At 40.6% G+C, this 18,710-nt stretch carries 22 protein-coding genes and 1 pseudogene; 19 read left to right on the top strand and 4 right to left on the bottom strand.

Annotated features, from left to right (window positions below; translation table 11 throughout):
* The first annotated feature begins 217 nt into the window (after window positions 1-217).
* Window positions 218-1,389 (top strand): annotated as a pseudogene (gene tnpB, locus B9Z54_RS15015) (IS200/IS605 family element RNA-guided endonuclease TnpB).
* A gap of 179 nt (window positions 1,390-1,568) precedes the next feature.
* On the top strand, window positions 1,569-2,000 hold the full coding sequence (locus B9Z54_RS15010; protein ID WP_113929157.1) for a hypothetical protein: 432 nt from the start codon (window positions 1,569-1,571) through the stop codon (window positions 1,998-2,000).
* Window positions 2,001-2,035: 35 nt separating this feature from the next.
* On the opposite strand, the gene B9Z54_RS15005 is transcribed toward B9Z54_RS15010, so the two are convergent.
* The 3 genes from B9Z54_RS15005 to B9Z54_RS14995 all read right to left on the bottom strand — a co-directional run bounded on the left by B9Z54_RS15005 (window position 2,036) and on the right by B9Z54_RS14995 (window position 4,318).
* Window positions 2,036-2,614, bottom strand: a complete 579-nt coding sequence (locus B9Z54_RS15005; protein ID WP_113929156.1) for a VanZ family protein — start codon at window positions 2,612-2,614, stop codon at window positions 2,036-2,038.
* 250 nt (window positions 2,615-2,864) lie between these two features.
* A complete protein-coding gene (locus B9Z54_RS15000; RefSeq protein ID WP_113929155.1) occupies window positions 2,865-3,245 on the bottom strand; it encodes an SET domain-containing protein in 381 nt (126 codons plus the stop codon).
* Between the two features lie 620 nt (window positions 3,246-3,865).
* Complete coding sequence (locus B9Z54_RS14995; protein WP_113929154.1) at window positions 3,866-4,318, bottom strand: OsmC family protein; 453 nt, start codon at window positions 4,316-4,318, stop codon at window positions 3,866-3,868.
* 108 nt (window positions 4,319-4,426) lie between these two features.
* Here B9Z54_RS14995 and B9Z54_RS14990 point away from each other — a divergent pair, with 108 nt between their 5' ends.
* The 6 genes from B9Z54_RS14990 (at window position 4,427) to B9Z54_RS14965 (ending at window position 8,307) form a co-directional block, all read left to right on the top strand.
* Window positions 4,427-4,885: an alpha/beta fold hydrolase gene (locus B9Z54_RS14990; RefSeq protein ID WP_240189947.1), complete on the top strand. Its 459-nt coding sequence runs from the start codon at window positions 4,427-4,429 to the stop codon at window positions 4,883-4,885.
* Window positions 4,886-4,993: 108 nt separating this feature from the next.
* On the top strand, window positions 4,994-5,572 hold the full coding sequence (locus B9Z54_RS14985) for a D-glycero-alpha-D-manno-heptose-1,7-bisphosphate 7-phosphatase (RefSeq protein ID WP_113929153.1): 579 nt from the start codon (window positions 4,994-4,996) through the stop codon (window positions 5,570-5,572).
* Window positions 5,565-6,062, top strand: a complete 498-nt coding sequence (locus B9Z54_RS14980) for a GNAT family N-acetyltransferase (RefSeq protein WP_113929152.1) — start codon at window positions 5,565-5,567, stop codon at window positions 6,060-6,062. The genes B9Z54_RS14985 and B9Z54_RS14980 overlap by 8 nt, the downstream gene beginning before the upstream one ends.
* Before the next feature lie 156 nt (window positions 6,063-6,218).
* Entirely contained in the window at window positions 6,219-6,797 is a 579-nt protein-coding gene (locus B9Z54_RS14975) for a histidine phosphatase family protein (RefSeq protein ID WP_113929151.1), read from the top strand.
* A gap of 49 nt (window positions 6,798-6,846) precedes the next feature.
* Complete coding sequence (locus B9Z54_RS14970; protein ID WP_162785237.1) at window positions 6,847-7,710, top strand: alpha/beta fold hydrolase; 864 nt, start codon at window positions 6,847-6,849, stop codon at window positions 7,708-7,710.
* A 171-nt stretch (window positions 7,711-7,881) separates the two neighbouring features.
* Window positions 7,882-8,307 (top strand): DUF1801 domain-containing protein, encoded by a 426-nt coding sequence (locus B9Z54_RS14965; protein WP_113929149.1) that lies wholly within the window; start codon window positions 7,882-7,884, stop codon window positions 8,305-8,307.
* A 131-nt stretch (window positions 8,308-8,438) separates the two neighbouring features.
* Here the strand turns inward: B9Z54_RS14965 and B9Z54_RS14960 are convergent, their stop codons facing one another.
* The gene (locus B9Z54_RS14960) at window positions 8,439-9,113 is read right to left on the bottom strand and encodes an HAD family hydrolase (RefSeq protein WP_113929394.1); all 675 of its coding nucleotides are present in this window, start codon (window positions 9,111-9,113) and stop codon (window positions 8,439-8,441) included.
* 254 nt (window positions 9,114-9,367) lie between these two features.
* Here B9Z54_RS14960 and B9Z54_RS14955 point away from each other — a divergent pair, with 254 nt between their 5' ends.
* The 11 genes from B9Z54_RS14955 (at window position 9,368) to B9Z54_RS14900 (ending at window position 18,703) form a co-directional block, all read left to right on the top strand.
* Window positions 9,368-9,577 carry a hypothetical protein gene (locus B9Z54_RS14955; RefSeq protein WP_113929148.1) on the top strand — a complete coding sequence of 70 codons (210 nt, stop codon included), beginning with the start codon at window positions 9,368-9,370 and terminating at the stop codon, window positions 9,575-9,577.
* A gap of 385 nt (window positions 9,578-9,962) precedes the next feature.
* The gene (locus B9Z54_RS14950; protein ID WP_113929147.1) at window positions 9,963-10,394 is read left to right on the top strand and encodes a hypothetical protein; all 432 of its coding nucleotides are present in this window, start codon (window positions 9,963-9,965) and stop codon (window positions 10,392-10,394) included.
* Window positions 10,395-10,425: 31 nt separating this feature from the next.
* The gene (locus B9Z54_RS14945; RefSeq protein WP_113929146.1) at window positions 10,426-11,445 is read left to right on the top strand and encodes a serine hydrolase domain-containing protein; all 1,020 of its coding nucleotides are present in this window, start codon (window positions 10,426-10,428) and stop codon (window positions 11,443-11,445) included.
* Window positions 11,446-11,539: 94 nt separating this feature from the next.
* On the top strand, window positions 11,540-12,586 hold the full coding sequence (locus tag B9Z54_RS14940; protein ID WP_113929145.1) for a substrate-binding domain-containing protein: 1,047 nt from the start codon (window positions 11,540-11,542) through the stop codon (window positions 12,584-12,586).
* Between the two features lie 16 nt (window positions 12,587-12,602).
* Window positions 12,603-13,028: a GNAT family N-acetyltransferase gene (locus B9Z54_RS14935; protein WP_113929144.1), complete on the top strand. Its 426-nt coding sequence runs from the start codon at window positions 12,603-12,605 to the stop codon at window positions 13,026-13,028.
* A complete protein-coding gene (locus B9Z54_RS14930) occupies window positions 13,021-13,743 on the top strand; it encodes a DUF2711 family protein (protein ID WP_113929143.1) in 723 nt (240 codons plus the stop codon). Before B9Z54_RS14935 ends, B9Z54_RS14930 begins: the two co-directional genes overlap by 8 nt.
* Window positions 13,744-13,899: 156 nt before the next feature.
* Window positions 13,900-14,823 (top strand): AAA family ATPase, encoded by a 924-nt coding sequence (locus B9Z54_RS14925; RefSeq protein WP_275887813.1) that lies wholly within the window; start codon window positions 13,900-13,902, stop codon window positions 14,821-14,823.
* Window positions 14,820-15,926, top strand: a complete 1,107-nt coding sequence (locus B9Z54_RS14920; protein ID WP_113929142.1) for a DUF58 domain-containing protein — start codon at window positions 14,820-14,822, stop codon at window positions 15,924-15,926. Before B9Z54_RS14925 ends, B9Z54_RS14920 begins: the two co-directional genes overlap by 4 nt.
* Before the next feature lie 1,473 nt (window positions 15,927-17,399).
* Window positions 17,400-17,765 carry a cupin domain-containing protein gene (locus B9Z54_RS14910; protein WP_113929141.1) on the top strand — a complete coding sequence of 122 codons (366 nt, stop codon included), beginning with the start codon at window positions 17,400-17,402 and terminating at the stop codon, window positions 17,763-17,765.
* 52 nt (window positions 17,766-17,817) lie between these two features.
* Window positions 17,818-18,276: an NUDIX hydrolase gene (locus tag B9Z54_RS14905; RefSeq protein WP_113929140.1), complete on the top strand. Its 459-nt coding sequence runs from the start codon at window positions 17,818-17,820 to the stop codon at window positions 18,274-18,276.
* Window positions 18,239-18,703, top strand: a complete 465-nt coding sequence (locus tag B9Z54_RS14900) for a GNAT family N-acetyltransferase (RefSeq protein ID WP_205207718.1) — start codon at window positions 18,239-18,241, stop codon at window positions 18,701-18,703. The genes B9Z54_RS14905 and B9Z54_RS14900 overlap by 38 nt, the downstream gene beginning before the upstream one ends.
* Window positions 18,704-18,710 lie beyond the last annotated feature (7 nt).

The following is an 18,710-nucleotide window of genomic DNA, read 5'->3' as shown; positions in this document are numbered from 1 at the left end:
GCCTTTTTTAAATTTTTATCTAAAGATGGGGAGAAAACTCCCTCTTAAAGCGTGTGAAGGGCATAGCCCAACGGTAAGGGGGAGATGAATCGCCTGCCTATGGTCTCTACTAAAAAAACTTTGAAAGAAACAGATGTTCCCAAGGGACCATCTTTCTTGGTATAATTACTACCAGGAGGTGAAACCATTTGAATGTTAAAAAACCTTTAAATTCAGGATCTATCCAAATCACGAACAGATTGAATTAATCAATAAAACGTTCGGTTGTTCCCGGTTCATCTACAACTATTTTGTTGGGAAACAAAAGAACAAAGACGCTTATTGGTCGATCGTAAATGATATGGTACAGAATGGGCAGCTTTCACAGAACAATTGGAAAGGTGAATTTTTCAACAAGAACCAATCCATCAAAGCTGTTCGAGATCTCAAGAAGACCTATTCATTCTTGAAAGAAGTCGATAGTATTGCCCTTCAGAAATCAGTTGAAATCGTTCATGATTCCTACACACGGTATTACAAGAAACAAAATCGTTTACCTCGCTTCAAATCGAAGAAGAATCCTGTTCAATCCTATACCACAAAGTTTGTGAACGGGAATATACAAGTGAAAGATAAACACATCAAATTGCCAAAACTCGGCCTGGTTCGCTTTGCCAAGAGTCGTGAGGTGGAAGGCCGAATAATGAACGCCACCATTAGACGAAACCCTTCAGGTAAGTTCTTCGTTTCGATATTGGCTGAATCAGAAGTTCAACACTATAAGAAAACCGGCACCTCTGTCGGAATCGACGTAGGTTTGAAGGATTTCGCTACTCTTTCAGATGGCACAACTTATAAAAACCCCCGCTTTTTCCGTACACTAGAAAAGAAAATAATGAATGCCCAACGCATTCTTTCTAGGAGGCAATTGGGTTCTTCGAACTGGAATAAACAAAAAAGAAAGTTGCCCGGCTGCACGAAAAAATCGCTAATGCAAGAAAAGATATGTTGGATAAAATCTCTACCGAAATAGTCAAAAACCACGACATTATCGGCATTGAAGATTTGTCTGTCAAAATATGGTAAAAACAAAGACCTTTCAAAAGGGATCAGCGAAGTAAGCTGGGCCCAATTCAGGTCTATGTTGGAATACAAATCATTATGGTACGGTAAACAGGTGGTAGCCGCAGCGAAAAATTTCCCTTCCAGCCAGCTATGTTCTGTATGTAATTATAAGTATAAAGCCGTTAAAGATCTTGCGTTGCGTGAATGGACGTGTCCAAACTGTAAAAGCAACCATCAAAGGGATCTTAACGCAAGTATAAATCTTCGCAATGAAGCATTGCGATTAACCGCAGGGACTGCGGAGATAGCCTAACCAAAAACGAACCAATAGGTTTGTGTTCTTAGGAATCCCCCACTTCAAGCGACCTGTAAGGGCGGTAAGTGGTTGGTAGTTCAACGCTGGAATAAGTAAATTTCTTTCTCTTTCTAACTGACCCGGCATCAGAGAAACAGAAACATTTTTTAAATGCTAACGTCTAATCAGCTAAGAAGGTTTTCAAATCTGATTAGGAGTGATGATTCTTATGTCCCGTAAATGCTTTTACTTGATTGGTATATCTTTGGTCCTTCTCTTTATCCCGTTTAAAGCAATGGCCACTTCATGGGCGTACTCATTTGTAGTGTGGAATGATTATGTCTATGTGATGACTGATGAAATTGTAACAGCTATGGAGAAAGAAATAGGAGAGGTTACTGTATATTCCGACATGGAAGAGTTACCCGGGAACTTTTCAAACGAATTCAGTGTCGGAACTAGATACTTTTCAATAACCAACTTAAGCACTGATGAGGCCATAGCGGTTGAAGTGCAGGAAGGAACTTTTAGAAAGGCAGTAAGGAAACAAAAGTACCTCGAACGTGAACAGTCCGACGAGAATATGACTTTATCATTTTCCATCTTACTGATGCTGATCATCTTTCTTCCCGCCGGTTTGTATTTTGCTATAAAAAAGTAAAGAGTACATCATAATCAAATGGTGTTTAAATATCTTTAGTTCTTGACTTTGAACACGTGTTGAACCAAAGGAAACATATAATATCCCATAAGCACCCCGGCAATATTAAGAACGAAGTCATCGATATCTAAACTTCCGCGGTGTGTCAGAAATTGCCCTCCTTCAATCATGCTTATACAGAGGGCTGCCAGAATAACAAGCTTTCCAACTCCGGAAAATTTGCTGACATACCGATAATACAATCCAAATGGGATAAAAAGGGCGATGTTGGCTCCCAGGTTATAAAATGCCACAAGGAATTCCACTTTTCCAGATAAGTAATAAGAGATCGTTTCAAAAGGAGTGAAGTTCACATCATTGTATTCCTGGTTATTAGGCCTCATGAATAATAAAATAAGTAAACTGAAACTGTATAAGCCTATTAAAACATGAAGCAGGTTTTTTCTGATAGGAATGATTACTCCCTTAACTAGACAGATAATGTACACAGCCAGGAAGCTGTAGCAGAGCCAAACGACGGCTATCACGATAGGGTGTAAATAGTTCGTCAACTCCAGCCAAATAGGGAATAGAACAAAGAATAATACCTGTGAAAGAATCAAGCTGGTTCTCATAGTACCTCCATTTTAAAAGCTCTTTTCGTAAACTTTGCTGCTGTTTAATATAAAGTTGGTGAGGTAACGCCATAATTCACCTTGACTATCCTGGTAAGCAAGAAAGAAAAGAGCTAATTACTCCGATGAGAGAGAAAACCTTAGTATACGGGCATATCCGAAAGCAGCGTTTATGGATAAACAGCTATTTAAAAAAGAAAGCTCCCCATCTCAGGAAGCTTTCAAATTGTGTTTTTACTTGCGAATCTGTTTACTCTTCCTTATCAAACCAGAGAAGTTCCTGGTCTTCTTCATCACCATTATAATTGATGAATATTTCTTCGCCGGCCTTAATGTCCCGGTATGCATAAAAGTCGAACGTGTGGTTATCAAAATTGATTTCATATGTGCCATTGGGTTCGTAGGAATGATTAAACAGCATCCCGTAGCCCAGCAGCAGAGCTGTATGATTTATGCCGTATTCAAAGGCATAATCAGCCAGAAGGGTTTTCTCAATCATTTCATGTTCCTTATTCGGGTAGGGAAGTACCGGAGCTTCGTGGATTAATTCTCCCTTTTTAATATCACGGGTAGCAAAAACCCCTCTATTTAAATCTCCGTCACTTACTTTGGATGTACGTACTTCAATCATGACTTCACCTTCATTTCTGTCTTATTAAATACTGTTTCTTAAGTTTGTCAGTTGAAAGCGAAGAAATCAAGCCTTTTGTAGATAAGAGTGGATACTTGCCTTTTCAATATCTTTAATTTGTAAGGCTGTTTTCGCAAAGATTGGGGCTGTTGAAAATTAAAGGATTTCCGCTCCAGGCGGACGATTCCGCGGGGCGGGCGGTGAGCCTCCTCGGCTGCGCCTGCGGGGTCTCACCTGTCATCAAAAGTGGAAGCACCTTGTTCAGCCCCGACAGGCAAATGTTCTCAAGAGAAAAAAAGGCGGTTTTCCTTTTATTCTCTTGAGGTTATTTGACCCCGAGGGGATAGGTGCTGGAACTAGACGTCCGCTAGTCCCGCAGGAGATCGTCCTCCTTCCGTTCCAATCCTCTTACGTAAAGGGGGGCAGGTGGAATCGTATTCTAAAGCGTAACAGAAACAGCCTTTTAATAGAGTGTTTTAGCACTTATTTTAGCTTCAGAAGTTTTCCAATTATAGGATCCTTCTCGCATACAAAGATTTGCTCTTAAAAGAGCCATTTGTAAATAGGGGTGTTTATCAAAAAAGGGAACAACTTAGTGTAAATCACCCCGCCATTCCTTTTTATTCTCCTTCTCTCACTACCTCAGCTTGAAGTTCAACCTCTACATTCCCCTTGATAGCCCGAGTGATCATGCAGGATGCCTCGGCCTTCTCTGCTAGTTTTCTGGCCAGAGCGAAATCTTTTTCTGCTGCATCACTTTTCAAAGTGATCAGTGGTTTATGGATGATTTTTTTGTAAGTTATGATTCCTTTGGTGACATCCACGATTCCTTCAGATTCAAGTGTGAGATCACTTTTATCCAGGCGGCTTCTTTCCATCATTGCTGCCAGTGTAATAATAAAACAGGTTCCGGCTGCACCAAGAAGCATCTCATCTGGGTTTGTCCCAATCCCGGGCCCATCCATCTCTTTTGGAATCGAGATGGCCGTTTTCATATTCTTTGTTTCGATGTCTCCTATGTCATTCCTCAAGCCAGGCCAGTTTGCTTTTAAATGAAATATATGTTCTGCCATTGAAATTCCTCCTGTAACATAATAGGTAAATTCATTCTATCAGATTCACTACAGCAGGAGGAGAAATCAAACCTGAGTCGAAATTATTTAAGGGAGGAAAACAGGAAGGTGCTGGAAGATATGGAATGTGAAGTTCCTTATGGCAAGATACATTACAAAATTATAGGCGAGGGCAGACCTGTCTTCATTCTTCATTCCATGGGGACAGATTATAGGGCAATGGAGGCCTGGCTGGAGCCGGTTTTTTCAAAACATGAAAAGTTTAAGCGAATCTATATAGATCTGCCTGCCCATGGTAAAAGCACGATCAGTAAAGAATTTAAAGGTACTGACCACTACTTTCTGGAATCTGCTCCGTTTAGCAGCCTTGAGTCCATAAATGTACCAGCATTATTTCTTATAGGCAAACAAGATTGGATCTGTGGATGGGAAGATCAGTATGAGGTATTCAAAAAGTTCACTAGAGCCTCTTTCAATGTTCTAGATGGGGCGGGGCATATGCTTCATATCGAGAAAAGAGAAATGGCAAATGCATGCGTGAACAATTGGCTGGCTGCCATGGAGTAAAGGTGAAAAACGACAGATTAAGGGAGCCTGATTAAGAAGAGAGTAATAGAGTTTATCCGAAAAGGGAAAGGAACAGGAAAAATTATAGTGGAAAAGGAGTGAGGGCAATTGCGAGCTGTATTTCTGGACCGTGACGGCACGATCGGGGGAACGGGCGGCGGAATGCATCCTGATGAATTCACCCTGTATGATTTTTCACCCCAATCAATAAAATCTCTTAACCAGTCAGGATTAAAAGTGTTTCTCTTCACCAATAAGACACGAGTGGGAAGAGGGTATTTTTCAGAGGAACAATTACTCAATGGTTTTGAAAGGATCAAATCAGAATTGAAGAGTCACTCTGCATTCCTTGATGATATTTTCTACTGTCCCCATAAGCCCGACGACGGGTGCACTTGTCAAAAGCCCCGCATTGGACTTCTAATGGAAGCCCAGCGGAAATATAATCTCCGGCTCGAACAGTGCTATATAGTGGGGGACACAGGAAGCTCTGATATGATTGCTGCAAATACAGCCGGAGCTAGAAAAGTCCTTGTCAAAACGGGGTGGGGCATGAATTCTTTAACAACCCACCGACATACCTGGGAAGGAGTTCAGCCTGATTTCATAGCAGAAGATTTAGTCGGTGCGGTAAATTGGATTGTCAATGATTTTAAAGAGGATAAGAAGGTGATTTCAAATGACTGAATATAGTATCAGGGAAATGAAAGCTGGAGACATTCCCGCAGTACAGAATATTGCAGAAACCAGCTGGAAAGATACATACAGAGACATTATTCCAGAGGAGATTCAACAGCGATTTCTTTCCTCTGCTTATAATAATGAAATGATGAAGAAGCGATTGATGGCTTCCCACCTGTATGTAGCTGAAATTAATGGACTCATTGCAGGCTTCGCAAATTTCTCAACGCTAAAAGCGGAGGGTGAAGTGGAATTGGGAGCGATCTATCTATTGCCCGAACATCAGGGAAAAGGAGCGGGCACACTTTTATTGAACAAGGGAGCAGAGACTATCAAAGGCATCAAAAAGGTATACATAAACGTGGAAAAAGACAATTATAAAGGAACTGCTTTTTATCATGCAAAAGGATTCCAAACGGTTTCTGTATTTCAGGATAATTTGTATGGGCACCTTACAGACATGAAGAGGATGGTCCTTATCATAAGCCGCCGTTAGTCTTTATGGGCAGGAGTTAGCGGCACATATTTAGAAACAAAGTTTTATAGAAAGCGCTTAATTATAGAATCATGAACAGTGCTGCAGGCACAGCTGATATAAAGAGGATTAAAGTTGTTTTTGGGGATAATAGGAATTTTTATTAGGAGGCTTTACATGATTTATGTTGTCAGGCATGGTGAAACAGACTGGAATAGGGAAGGAAGACTTCAAGGACGAGACGGTATATCTCTGAATTCAAAGGGGCTTGGCCAAGCCAAGGAACTAAACTCCGTCTTAGGAAGTATTAAATTTGATTATGTATACTCATCTCCTCAAGAGCGGGCGGTGCAGACTGCGGAGATAGCTGCTGGAGTATCTCCTGTCATAGATGAGAGACTGAATGTGTTCGATTTAGGAGAAGCAGACGGATTAAGAAAAGAAGAAGTGAAAGTGAAAGGCATGCTTCCTGACCGCACGGTATATAAGGGAGTGGAAAAAGAAGAGTCTTTCATTGCAAGAGTTTTCGAGTTTCTATCCGAACTGGAGGATACCGTCAGTGGGAAGGATCTCAATATATTGATATCCGGGCACCGCTGTACGACAGGCGGGATAGGTGCCTATTTCCATGGCATTCCCGAGAATCGAAACATATTGGAATACTCCAGTGACAATGGAGATTACAAGACATACTCGTTTCCATCAGCGAAAACAAATGAAAAGGAATCAGACAATGAACTTAGACAATGTAACTAGATGGGGGTTGGCAGCAGCGGGTTTTCCCCTTACAGCATGGAACTTGTTTATGAACAGATCCAGGAAAGTTCCACCGCCAGGTAAAATGGTCAAAACCAAGGATTCTACTATACATGTTATGGATTCAGGAACTGGTCCGCTCACTGTAATCTTGGAGGCTGGATTAAGTTCCGCTTCAATTGACTGGTGTTTTGTTCAGCCGGAAATATCAAAATTTGCCAGAGTCATCTCTTACGACCGGGGAAGTTATGGATGGAGCCGGACAACAAGACAGACGAGGACAGCCGGGGATTCAGTAGAAGAACTGAAGGAATTGTTGTGTGTTCTTGATGTGAAGCCGCCGTATATTCTGGTTGGTCATTCATATGGCGGAATGATTATGAGATTATTCGCAAGTACCTATCCCAATGATACTAAGGGTTTGATATTAGTAGACGCAGCTCATGAAAATCAATATATCGAAAATGCTTCTAATCAAAAAAGAATCAAGAAATTCAACCTTCTTGCCAGATTTGGTTATATGACTTCATTGGCTGGTCTTCCAAGACTGATGAGGCACAAGGTCGGGAGGAAATATCTTGGTCCGGAACATGAAAAAACGTTGAATTATATTGGCCATACTCCAGAAGCCTATCAATCTCTTTACTTTGAATTCAGGGATACAGGCAAATCGGCTCAACAGATCTTAAAAGCAAAACCGCTGCCGGCTGATTTGCCCGTTACAGTTATTAGTGCCGCGAATTCTTCAAAAGAGTGGAATCAAAATCAAAAGCTGATGGTTAAGCTGACACAGAATACGAAACAAATCGAGGCGGATACCGGACATTCAGTGCATGTTGAAAAACCTGCTATTGTTATTGAAGAATTAGTCAATATGATAAATAGGACAGTTGAACTTAAAGAGGTGAAATAAGGTAAAAGCAGGAACGATTCCTACTGTTTTTTACAGCACTTATCAATAGACTGACAGAGCCTTTTCAAATACCCCCAATGAAAAAATCACCCATGAGAAAAGGAGAAAGACAGCCTTTAGGTTATACTGAATAGGGAAGAAATACATATTTATTGGAAAGGAGATACCTGCATGTACGAACTAAAAACCAAAGAAAATGACAGCAGTGTAATTGAGTTTATCGAAAATGTTGACAGCCCGAAAAAGAGGGAAGATGCATATAAACTTTTGGATATCTTTACAGAGACAACAGGATATCAGGCTAAGATGTGGGGACCGAGCATTATTGGATTCGGCTCGTACCACTATAAGTACAAGACCGGTCATGAAGGGGATGCTCCGCTTGTAGGATTTTCTCCGAGAAAAACGAAAATCAGTCTCTATTTTGCAACCGGAGATCCTGACAGGGAAGAGCTTCTTGAGAAATTCGGCAAGCATACTTCAGGCAAAGCGTGTGTGTATATCAATAAAGTGGCAGATATCAATGAGGAAGTATTAAAAGAATTGATAAACCAATCTGTGGAGTTTTTGCAGAAGACTTATCCAGATCAACCTTAAGTACCGGTGCCTAAAACACAGAATAACAGGGAATGATACGTTGCTTCGCTAAAGCAGTAAAAGGGACTGTCCCTTTTACTGTTTTAATTTGTTAAAGGATTTCGGACTGGGCTTAGCAGAGGCTGTATACTTTATCGTTTAAAATTGAGAATTTGAATTAAATGCAGCAATTCTTCAAGAGATTGGATTTCTGCATATGGTTTTATATCAGTATCATTCTTGCTCCTATGGGGATTGAACCATATGCCCTTTATACCAGCATTTTGAGAGCCGCCAATATCCTTATATATGTCATCACCAACGAATAATGCGTCTCCCGGTTTCACATTAAGTTTTTCTATAGCTGATTCAAATATACGTTTGTCAGGCTTGCTGAATCCAGCTTCTTCAGAAATAACAACAATATCAAAACAGTTATTTAATCTTGTGTTTCTGATTTTGGCTTTCTGCCTTTGAGTTGAGCCGTTTGTTATTATAGCAACCTTCACTTCATTCTTTAGAGTATTAATAATATTAATATGCTGGTGGTTTATAGAAAAACATTTAGGAAAGTATTCATTCCAGAAATCTTGGATGGATTGGTCTGCCAACCTATGCTTTGGAGGGAAGTTAGCATATAAAGAGTTCAGTACTTTTGTTTTGTCGTTATTACCATAACAGCTTTTGTCATACTCCTTGAATTTTTGCCGCATTGCAATCTTCGCTGAATGTCCAACCTCTTCATAGCAATTCTCTAAAATAAGGGTAAATATATTATCTACTGCTTCATCTCTATGCAATAATGTATCATCCAGATCAAATAGCATTGCTTTACAACCTCTCATCTCCCTTTAATTCCTTTCTGCCATAATCTTAATTTATACTTTCTATGTTTTCTGTCATAACTTATCATACATCATTTGGACGGTTGTAAGAGGTACCGGTGATCTTTAGATTGAAACTTTCTAAGGCTGAAATCGTCTATCAATTGAGCTCTCTTTTTATATTTTCAGAATCTTTAATCACAAATAAGTCTTGATGTGGTAAAATTTTCAAAAGAGCATTCGGAGGTTTAAATTAAATGGAGTTCATTTTTGGAATTTTACTTATTATTCTATTTTTGTTTATCCTGCTTGCCATCATCGAATCCGGAGTGAGAAGAGGAATCGATAATTCCGAAACAGGACAGGTGATTCGCCGGTTTTTCATGGAAAAACTGAATGAACCTTCCGCAATTTCTGATGAAGAGATTGAGAAAGAATTAGAGGGGAAATCGAAATCCGGGGACTAATTATCGAATGAACAGGGAGGTGGAATGGTGGGGTTGCCAAAATGCCGGGAATCCGGGGTGCAGCTCTCCAGGTGGAAGGTATTCAAGGACATTTCATCCGAACCCTGGCAGTAAAATTAAAATTAAGTGCGCTTATTGCGGAACGAACAATACGAAGCGAAGGCGTCAGGTAGTTATCTTGGATTTCCTTCTGATTATCGCTGTAGCCACCCTAACGACATTCAGTGATATGGACTTTTTGACAACACTCTTCATGGTGTTTCTTTTATCAATCCTTTTCCAGATAACATTTCCTTTTATCATAAAATATGAACCGGTGTATTTGGACGACTTCTAAATTGGGGGCGGCTGTTCATGACAGCCCTTTAAGAGGAGCTGATTTAAAATGACTTACATAAGAGTTGAAATAGACAAAAAAACAAAGATGCTGATAATGATTTTCTTGATAGCATCATTGTTTTTTAGTGAAAGCTGGATCATGCATGGCTTCAGGTTGCTGCTCTTGCTTCTCCTGGTTTTGTTCTTTCGTGTGCGCTATAAGCTGGATATTGAAGAAGGCAGAATAAGGTATGGCATTTATTTTTCCCGCTTCCGCTTATATGAAAAACTCATAAATAGTGATTCCATAAAATCAATCACCTTTAAGAGAGCAGGGTGGGCACAGAAGAAGGTTGTTATTAACCGGAAAGGGCATAACATGTCGCTGTTGTATTATGAGCCCTCTGAGATTTATGAAGAATTAGAACGCTTTGCCGCAGCAAACAAAATTGCAGTCAAGAAGACAAGGGATTATAAGCTGTTGGAGAAATATTACTAACAAATCTATAAAGAATAAGGTGTTGTACATCATGCAAAATAAACATTTAATCGAGACTATACAAGAAGTCATCAAAAATGAAAACTATTCGGGAACCGTTTTCATAAAGAAAGGAGAAGAAGTCATACTGGAGAAGGCAGGAGGGTTTGCAGATAAAAGCGAAGAAAGGCCAAATGTGATAACCACGCGTTTCGGCATTGCATCCGGCTGTAAAATTTTCACCGCAACTGCGATTTGTCAATTAGTTGAAAAAGGCCTGCTTGGTTTCGAAACAAAACTGAAAGACTGTTTGGATATCTCTTTTGCAAAGTGGGATGAATCAGTCACGATTCATCAGCTGCTTACACACAGTTCCGGCATACCCGATTATTTTGATGAAGAAGTGATAGAGGATTTTGCAGAGCTTTGGAAGGAAACACCGATGTATCTTCTGAGAGGTCCCTCTGACTTTCTTCCATTATTTCAAAATCAACCGATGAAAGGTGAGCCGGGAGAAAGTTTCCACTACAATAACGCAGGTTATATCTTGCTTGGACTGGTTGTTGAAAGGCTTACTGGGATGACATTTTCAGACTACGTGACGGAGAGCATATTTAAAACGGCCGGAATGCTATCCTCTGGTTATTTTTCTATGGATGAACTGCCCCAAAATACAGCTCTTGGGTATGTAGAAAAGAGTGATGGTCAATATAAAACCAATTTTTATTCACTGCCGATAAAAGGGGGCCCGGATGGCGGTGCCTATGTAACATCCCAGGATATGATCAGTTTTTGGGAAGCTCTATTTGAAAACAGGATATTGGATGAAAAATTGACCAGGGTCCTTGTAAGTCCTCAAATAAAAGTGAAAGAGGGAGTCCACTACGGATATGGCGTATGGATAAACAATGAAAAGGCTGTAACCAAGTATCATGTCATGGGATACGATCCAGGTGTGAGTTTTCACTCCGGCTATTATCCAGAGACAGATATGCTGTTTGCCATCCCCTGCAATCATAGCAGCGGAGCCTATTCCATTATGAAAAAGATAGACGAATACTTAGAGAAGTAACAGCAGGAGGAATACATATGTGGAATAGAATAATCCAAGCACGGAATAGTAAGTCTGTTCATCGGGGGCTTCTCAACTTTGGTATCCAGCCAAAATGGCTATGTGTATACGGTGGATCATTCTGATTGCCATACTGATAACAGGCAATTTGTACTTACTGGGGGTTAATTCAAAGCTTCCGAAAATAGGAAAGGTATTGGTTCCCCTCTTTACTCTTACTGTTCCTTTAGCCGGGTATGGAGGATATGAGGCTTATATTAATCACATAGAAATTAAAGATGCTGAAGTAGATCTGACAGTTTATGAACCATTTAAACGCGGTTCAAAAGCTGCTTCACTTGAAGAAGCCAGCAGTTTTTCTGTCTCAGGTAACGTCCCAAGGATGGATGGTGCCACAGCTTTATATCCAGTAATCGCTTCGTTCGTCCAAGCGGTTTATACAGAGGGTGACTACCCGCACGACAACACTTCTCAAAGTCCAGTGGCGGCTTCCAAAACAGATGTAGCATATGTCAGGCTTGCCAAGAGAGATGTTGACATCATTTTCGCTGCAGGGCCGTCTCAAGATCAAAAATCAGATATGAAAAATTTAGAAATGACTCCAATTGGGAAAGAGGCTTTCGTCTTCTTCGTCCATAAAAGCAATCCTGTCGATAGTCTTACCATCGAGGAACTGCAGGGCATCTATTCAGGGAAGATTACAAGCTGGAATGAAGTCGGCGGCAGCGACAAAGAGATCATTGCTTTTCAACGACCGGAAGGGAGCGGAAGCCAGACAGGTCTGCAAAATATGATGGGTGAGATCCCCATCATGGAGCCTCCTGCCGACCAGCAAGTGGACGGAATGGGGGGAGTGATTGAGAAAGCTTCCGATTATCGGAATTACCGCAATGCCATTGGGTTTTCCTACAGATTTTTTGCAACAAACATGGTTGACAGCAAAGGCATCAAACTGTTGAAAATTGATAATGTTGAACCTGACACTGAAGGCATACAAAGTGGGAATTATCCTCTCACAAGAGAATTTTATGCTGTTACCAATGGGACAAATAATCCTCAAGTAGAGCCTTTCATTGATTGGATCACCTCTGGGCAGGGACAGGAACTTATACAAAAAACAGGTTATGTTCCGATTCGTTAATGGAAGGAGAGAAAAAATGAATATCAAGATTCATAGTTGCGAAGAAAAAGAGATAAAAGCATGTGATATAGCATTACTATACAAACATGCCGGCTGGTGGGATAAAAGAGATAAACGAGATATTGAAAAGATGCTGAAAGAACAAATATCAGTGGGAGCCTGGAACGGAAACACGTTAATCGGGTTTGCCCGGGCTGTCACGGATGGAGTATTCAGGGCGTATCTTGAGGATGTAATCCTGCATAAGGAATGGCGAAGAAGCGGGATAGGGACAAGGATGGTTTCCAGGCTGTTGGATGAGCTTGGACATATTGACATCGTCAGCTTGTTCTGTGAGGAAGAACATATTCCTTTTTACGAGAAATCCGGTTTTAAAAGGATCAGGTCACAATTCATAATGCATCAGAATAAGGGATGTAAAGGAAGGATGAAAAATGAGTAAAAACTACTTTTTTCCGATGGAACCCGAGCCAGTTGTTGATAAACCAATTAAAAGCTTCCTGCCTTCCGAATATGTTTCTGCTGCAATAGTACTTCATCCTTTTGTAAGAATGCCTTTTGACTGGCAGCCAGAAAAGAGTTACTCACCACATATGGTGTTTCCTACTAAAGAGGACTCATTATCAATCGGAACACCGGTCTCATGGGAAACAGTAAAAGAAGAGGCGGGTATGGAGTCTATAAAGGAATTGGCTATTGGATTGAATATGTGGATTGGAGGGATTTATCATAAGAAAGCAACCCCTGCTGTCTATAACAAGCTGAATGAAGTAATTGGAACTTCGCTGTTTCCACCTAAGGAGGATCAGCTCTCGGAATTGCTTATAAATAGTTATATTGACTTCATCCACAGCAGTGGGTCAAAAACCGTGCATTTCGAGAAGATAACTTACGGAAGCGGCTCATTTATAATTGATGAAATGACTACTGAAAATAGACTTTATTTATGCGAAGAGCCGGTCACTTTATATGATGAGAAAGAAGAATATATTTTCACTTGTTACTTCGATGAACCTTCATCGATTGTTACAAGCAAAAGAAGCTTAGAGCCAGTTTTCCAATCTATGGGCTGGGAAGGAATATTATGTGATGAGAATACGACACACGCTTGGTTCTTAGAGGAATATGAACTGAAAAGATTTTACAGCACCTATTAAGTCCTGCCGGAAGATTAGGAAAGACAAATCTTGATAGCCCCCTACAATGAGGAAATGATACAGTCCATCATCAGGTTTTTGTTAGTTTTAGTTTAAAAGAGTAAACAGTATCTGCCACTTGAAAAGTTGAAAAGTAGAAAATTAGGAGTGAATAAATTGCTGCAGAAGATCAAAGATAATGTTTCAAAAGTAATGATTGATAAAGAAAAGGAAATTGAATTGATGATCATCGCATTATTAAGTGACGGCCACGTTCTCCTCGAAGATGTTCCCGGCACAGGAAAAACGACCATGGCAAAGTGCTTCTCTAAAAGTATTGAAGGAACGTTCAACAGATTGCAATTCACCCCTGATACACTTCCTTCCGATATTGTAGGGCAGGAATATTTCGATGTGAAAACCAGCGATTTCAAGATCAGGAAAGGACCTGCGTTCAACAATGTCCTCCTGATAGATGAAATCAATCGTGCTGTCCCTCGTACACAATCTGCCCTGCTGGAATTGATGGAAGAAAAGAATGTGACACTCGGAGGAGTAACCTATCCGCTGCCGAAACCTTTTATCGTCATTGCCACGCAGAACCCTTTTGACTCCATCGGCACGTTCCCGCTTCCAGACGCACAACTTGACCGTTTTTTATTGCCCATCAAACAAGGGTATCCTTCGCCTGAGAAAGAGAAGTCCATGTTAAGGCGTTTTCGTACTGATAACCCCATGGAAACGATCGAGAGTGTCATAACGACTTCCGATATCCTTCAGCTGAAAAAGGACATTAAACAAATCACGGTTTCAGAGGACATAGAAGATTACCTGATGGATATTGTTCAAGCTACAAGGGGTCATCGGTATATAGAAGTTGGAGTGAGCCCCCGCGGATCTCTCGCGTATATGAGAGCGGTTCAATCGAGAGCATTTCTTTATGGAAGGACATTCTGCACCCCGGATGATGTAAAAGCACTGGCGATGCCATTATTGGCCCACCGCTTGACGCTGAACGTTGAAGGAGAAGTCAAGACTTCGAAAGAGAGAATCATTGAGGAAATTCTCGATACTACATCAGTTCCTGTTGAATCTCTATGACCATACATAAGGAAAAGACTTTTCTCCTGCAGCCAATCGTGCTGGTCCTGATAGTAATCTTGCTGATCGCAGTGAGTTTCACTGGCCTCAGCATTCTGACTTTCCTGTTTTCATTGATTCTTTCCCTTGCTCTCCTATCTTCTATGTACTTGCGATTCTTTCAGAGAAAAATCACCTGGGACTTTAAAAAATATGTAAATTCCACAAGCATTGAAGAAGAAACAACTTGTTTTATAGAATTGGAGAATCATGCTGCACTTCCCATTCATAATCTAAAGCTGAACATTGAATTCAACAATTACAATGAAATGGTTTTTGTAAATCAAGTTGACGGCCGGAAAAACAGCATGTATACACTTACAGTGGACCTTCCGGCTAAATCACAGAAAACGATAGAAATAAAACTGGAAGGAAAGGCGAGAGGAAATCATAAATGGTCAGCCTTCAATCTTATGCTGAGTGATCCTTTAAATCTGCAAACGTACCGGTTGGATTACTCTCGTACAGAGCTTCCGCGATTTAAAGTAGTCCCGAGAATCCTAAAGGTCCCTGATTTACATCTCAAATCCCTGCTTCAAGGACACAAGCAAACGAACCACTCATTATTCTTAGATGAAACGAGTATAATCGGAACGAAAGATTATGAAAATGAGAGCTTTCGGCATATTCACTGGCTTGCAACAGCAAAGGAGAATAAGCTGCTGGCGAAAAAGTATCAAAAAGTGCACGGTGACTTGTATTCCGTCTTCCTGAATTTGGTTGGAAAAGGGCATTTTCATTTAAGAAAAGATATGGAAGATCTGATAGAGTATACCGTTTCAGTATGCCTCAATTTAATCAAAGAAGGCTGCAAGGTGGAATTATGGGTAAATTACTCTACCGAGCAAAAGGGCTTATTGAGCATTAAGAATGGCACGGAGCGTTCTCAACTGAAAAAAATCATTGAATCACTGGCTTTGCTGGATTCAAACGGTGTTTTCCTTGCATCGTCCCAATTCTATAAGTATGGAATGGCACAGAAAGATGAAAAATCTCTTGCACTTGTCATTGGGACTCCTCCAGAATCAGCAAAACTATACCATTGGCTTCATATTAAAGCGTGATAGTTCAGCCACTATCCCTTTGGACGAGAAGGTCAGATATGGAGAGCGTCAGGAATCACCCAAGAAGAGATCACCTGTTTACAGAAATCATTAAGATGACCGCCTCATACTGGAAAACCGGCAAGGAATTTCACATTATTTTTGAATCTTATGATAATATTAGGATATAAGTGTCAAGAAGTGGTAATGAATTTTTGTTAGTAATAGGAATTTTCAAAGATAAAGCCATCATCCACCGCAAATTGTAGGCAAGAAAGAATAGAACTGCTCTTCCCGTTTTTGAAAAAATAACAGGTATACGGTGGATTTTCCGTATGCCGCTATAAAAGCAACACTGCCTCAGCAAATGATAAAAAAAGACAATTAAAAAGTAATGTCACAATGGCGTTTTCTACAATCGTAGGATACGTCCTTTTTTAAAGAAGTGTTTGGAGATTTAACTGGAGAGGACATACTTAAAATCCATTTTAAAAGGCTTATGCAGAAGATCTAATTTCCGAACGGTGCTGGACGGCCGCTTCCACTATTTGTGAAGCTGCGGATACCGGCCACCCCGCAGAGTTGTCACCTTGGAACGGAGAAAATTAATACGGCCACAATCTTTGCGAGAGGCTCTTTTCGTAATCTTTGTTGCTATTTAATATGAACTTCCTAAGTTAACGGCATTATTCAAATGAAATATTCTGATAAGCAAGAAGAAAAGAGCAGTTTCCCGGTTTAGAGAGAAGATCTTTGTATTCGGTGAGGATTCTGCTCTTGGGAGGTTTAGGAAAGCAACAATAAATCCTAAAACCGTCTATTTAGAGGTTTTTCTTTCTTTGCTTTAGTGATGCGGTTTTACCTTCTTTCTCTTTCCCTAGCAGGATTGTAGCGGAAGGCGTACGATCTCCTGCGGGACTAGCAGGCGTCTAGTTCCAACACCTAGCCCCTCGGGTCAAATAACCTCAAGAGAATAAAACGAAAGAGCACCTTTTTTTCTCTTGAGAACATTTGCCTGGCGGGCCTGACCAAGGTGCTTCCACTTTTGGTGACAGGTGAGACCCCGCAGGCAAAGCCGAGGAGGCTCACCGCCCGCCTGGAGCGGAAATCCATTACTTCTCAATAGCCACAACTATTGCGAAAAGAAAGATGATTGATCGCAGTGGAAGCCTTTTTGTAGGCAAATATCCAGCCAAATTCTAAAAACTCTTAAATATATCCTAACTAATATTTGTATCGAAGGATAAAAAAGTTGAAAGCCAAGGGAGGAATCTTAAATTGATGGTACTTAAGTGGGCAGCCTATCTAATCTTCATGGCCGGAGCATTCCTTTTTTATTTTCGAGGCACTAAGAAACCAGAAAAGGGATCGAGGTTTCATTTTCCGCTCATTATGGCAGCGAGTTTTCTTTTGTTAAGCTATTATTATTGGTTCAGGATATAAATGCTCGCAAGGTTTTGGACAGAGTAAGCTATGATAGGAGAGAATGAATCTATGACTCATCAGCCACTAAACTTAAAAGAGAAACTTAGTAAGATTACGGATCATTGGTCCCCAAAGGTTTTTGCGGAGATGAATGATTACCAGTTCAAGCTTGTGAAGATACACGGAGACTTTGTCTGGCACCAGCACAACGAAACGGACGAAGTCTTCTTTGTCATTGATGGGGAGATGAAGATTGAATTTCGTGACAGCGAGGTGACGCTGCGAAAAGGCGAATTGTACGTTGTCCCTAAAGGGGTTGAGCATAAGCCATTTGCCGATAACGAATGCCACATCATGCTTGTGGAACCGAAGGGTGTGGTCAATACAGGTGAGGCCGGCGGCGACTTGACAGCAGACAATGACGAATGGGTTTGAACTCTAAGCAGGATGTCTTAGGTGCAGTGCATAGATAAGTGATTAAAAGGAAGTGGGAAAATTGCCTTCTGTAGGGGTATTTGCTGTTGTGAGAAATAAAAATAATGAAATACTCTGTGTCAAACTTAATTATGGATCCGGAAACTGGACGCTTCCCGGGGGACACCTTGATCAAAATGAGTCACCCATTGAAGGGGTAGAAAGAGAAATCCTGGAGGAGACAGGTTACACCGCAAAGGCAGAGAACTTGGTAGGAATTTATTCCGCTCCGGAAAAAGACGATTTAGTTCTTTTGTTCAGAGCAAATATTAAGAAAGAGGGTTCTTTCATTCCAAATGAAGAGATTGAGAGAGTCGCCTTTTTTTCTCTGGAAAATCTGCCTGAACAAATGCACCCATGGAATAGAAAGAGAATCTTTGATGCCTTTTCGGAAACCGTAAGTTTATTACATATTTTTAAAGAGGAAGATTTAAATGAACACAAGATATTTGTACCCCATAAAGGAAAGTAAGAGAATTGATTATCTAGGGCTGCTTCTAATGGCCGACGAAAGTGAGGAAGCTGTCCGTGAATATATTTTCCAAGGAGATATGTATTCCATCCATTTCGAAGATCAGGTAGCGGGTGTTATCTTATTCACTCCTGTCAACGAGAATACAGTAGAGCTGAAGAATTTTGCATTGAGACCCGAATACAGAGGAAGAGGCATCGGTAAGGCCGCCATCAAAGAAGGTCTGGCTCTCTATAAAAATCAAGGGAAAAATAATGTCATAGTCGGAACAGCAAACTCAAGCCTGGACAACATCGCCTTTTATCAAAAAGCAGGATTCAGAATGCATGAGATCAAGAGGAATTTCTTTATGGATTATCCAGACCCTATCATCGAAAATGGAATCAGGGCGTTGGACATGGTCATGTTCAAAAAAGAACTGAGCTAGAAGGCGG

It is taken from the genome of Bacillus sp. P14.5, from assembly GCF_003316765.1.
Classification (GTDB): domain Bacteria; phylum Bacillota; class Bacilli; order Bacillales; family Bacillaceae_B; genus Rossellomorea.
Note: the sequence above shows the minus strand (reverse complement) of the source record. Positions and strands in the feature narration are given on the sequence as shown.

Bases quoted from the DNA above. Each gene is read 5' to 3' on its own strand.
- B9Z54_RS15010 (WP_113929157.1), top strand. From the start codon at position 1,569: ATGTCCCGTAAATGCTTTTACTTGATTGGTATATCTTTGGTCCTTCTC.
- B9Z54_RS15005 (WP_113929156.1), bottom strand. From the start codon at position 2,614: ATGAGAACCAGCTTGATTCTTTCACAGGTATTATTCTTTGTTCTATTC.
- B9Z54_RS15000 (WP_113929155.1), bottom strand. From the start codon at position 3,245: ATGATTGAAGTACGTACATCCAAAGTAAGTGACGGAGATTTAAATAGA.
- B9Z54_RS14995 (WP_113929154.1), bottom strand. From the start codon at position 4,318: ATGGCAGAACATATATTTCATTTAAAAGCAAACTGGCCTGGCTTGAGG.
- B9Z54_RS14980 (WP_113929152.1), top strand. From the start codon at position 5,565: ATGACTGAATATAGTATCAGGGAAATGAAAGCTGGAGACATTCCCGCA.
- B9Z54_RS14975 (WP_113929151.1), top strand. From the start codon at position 6,219: ATGATTTATGTTGTCAGGCATGGTGAAACAGACTGGAATAGGGAAGGA.
- B9Z54_RS14970 (WP_162785237.1), top strand. From the start codon at position 6,847: ATGAACAGATCCAGGAAAGTTCCACCGCCAGGTAAAATGGTCAAAACC.
- B9Z54_RS14965 (WP_113929149.1), top strand. From the start codon at position 7,882: ATGTACGAACTAAAAACCAAAGAAAATGACAGCAGTGTAATTGAGTTT.
- B9Z54_RS14960 (WP_113929394.1), bottom strand. From the start codon at position 9,113: ATGCTATTTGATCTGGATGATACATTATTGCATAGAGATGAAGCAGTA.
- B9Z54_RS14955 (WP_113929148.1), top strand. From the start codon at position 9,368: ATGGAGTTCATTTTTGGAATTTTACTTATTATTCTATTTTTGTTTATC.
- B9Z54_RS14950 (WP_113929147.1), top strand. From the start codon at position 9,963: ATGACTTACATAAGAGTTGAAATAGACAAAAAAACAAAGATGCTGATA.
- B9Z54_RS14945 (WP_113929146.1), top strand. From the start codon at position 10,426: ATGCAAAATAAACATTTAATCGAGACTATACAAGAAGTCATCAAAAAT.
- B9Z54_RS14940 (WP_113929145.1), top strand. From the start codon at position 11,540: ATGGCTATGTGTATACGGTGGATCATTCTGATTGCCATACTGATAACA.
- B9Z54_RS14935 (WP_113929144.1), top strand. From the start codon at position 12,603: ATGAATATCAAGATTCATAGTTGCGAAGAAAAAGAGATAAAAGCATGT.
- B9Z54_RS14930 (WP_113929143.1), top strand. From the start codon at position 13,021: ATGAGTAAAAACTACTTTTTTCCGATGGAACCCGAGCCAGTTGTTGAT.
- B9Z54_RS14920 (WP_113929142.1), top strand. From the start codon at position 14,820: ATGACCATACATAAGGAAAAGACTTTTCTCCTGCAGCCAATCGTGCTG.
- B9Z54_RS14910 (WP_113929141.1), top strand. From the start codon at position 17,400: ATGACTCATCAGCCACTAAACTTAAAAGAGAAACTTAGTAAGATTACG.
- B9Z54_RS14900 (WP_205207718.1), top strand. From the start codon at position 18,239: ATGAACACAAGATATTTGTACCCCATAAAGGAAAGTAAGAGAATTGAT.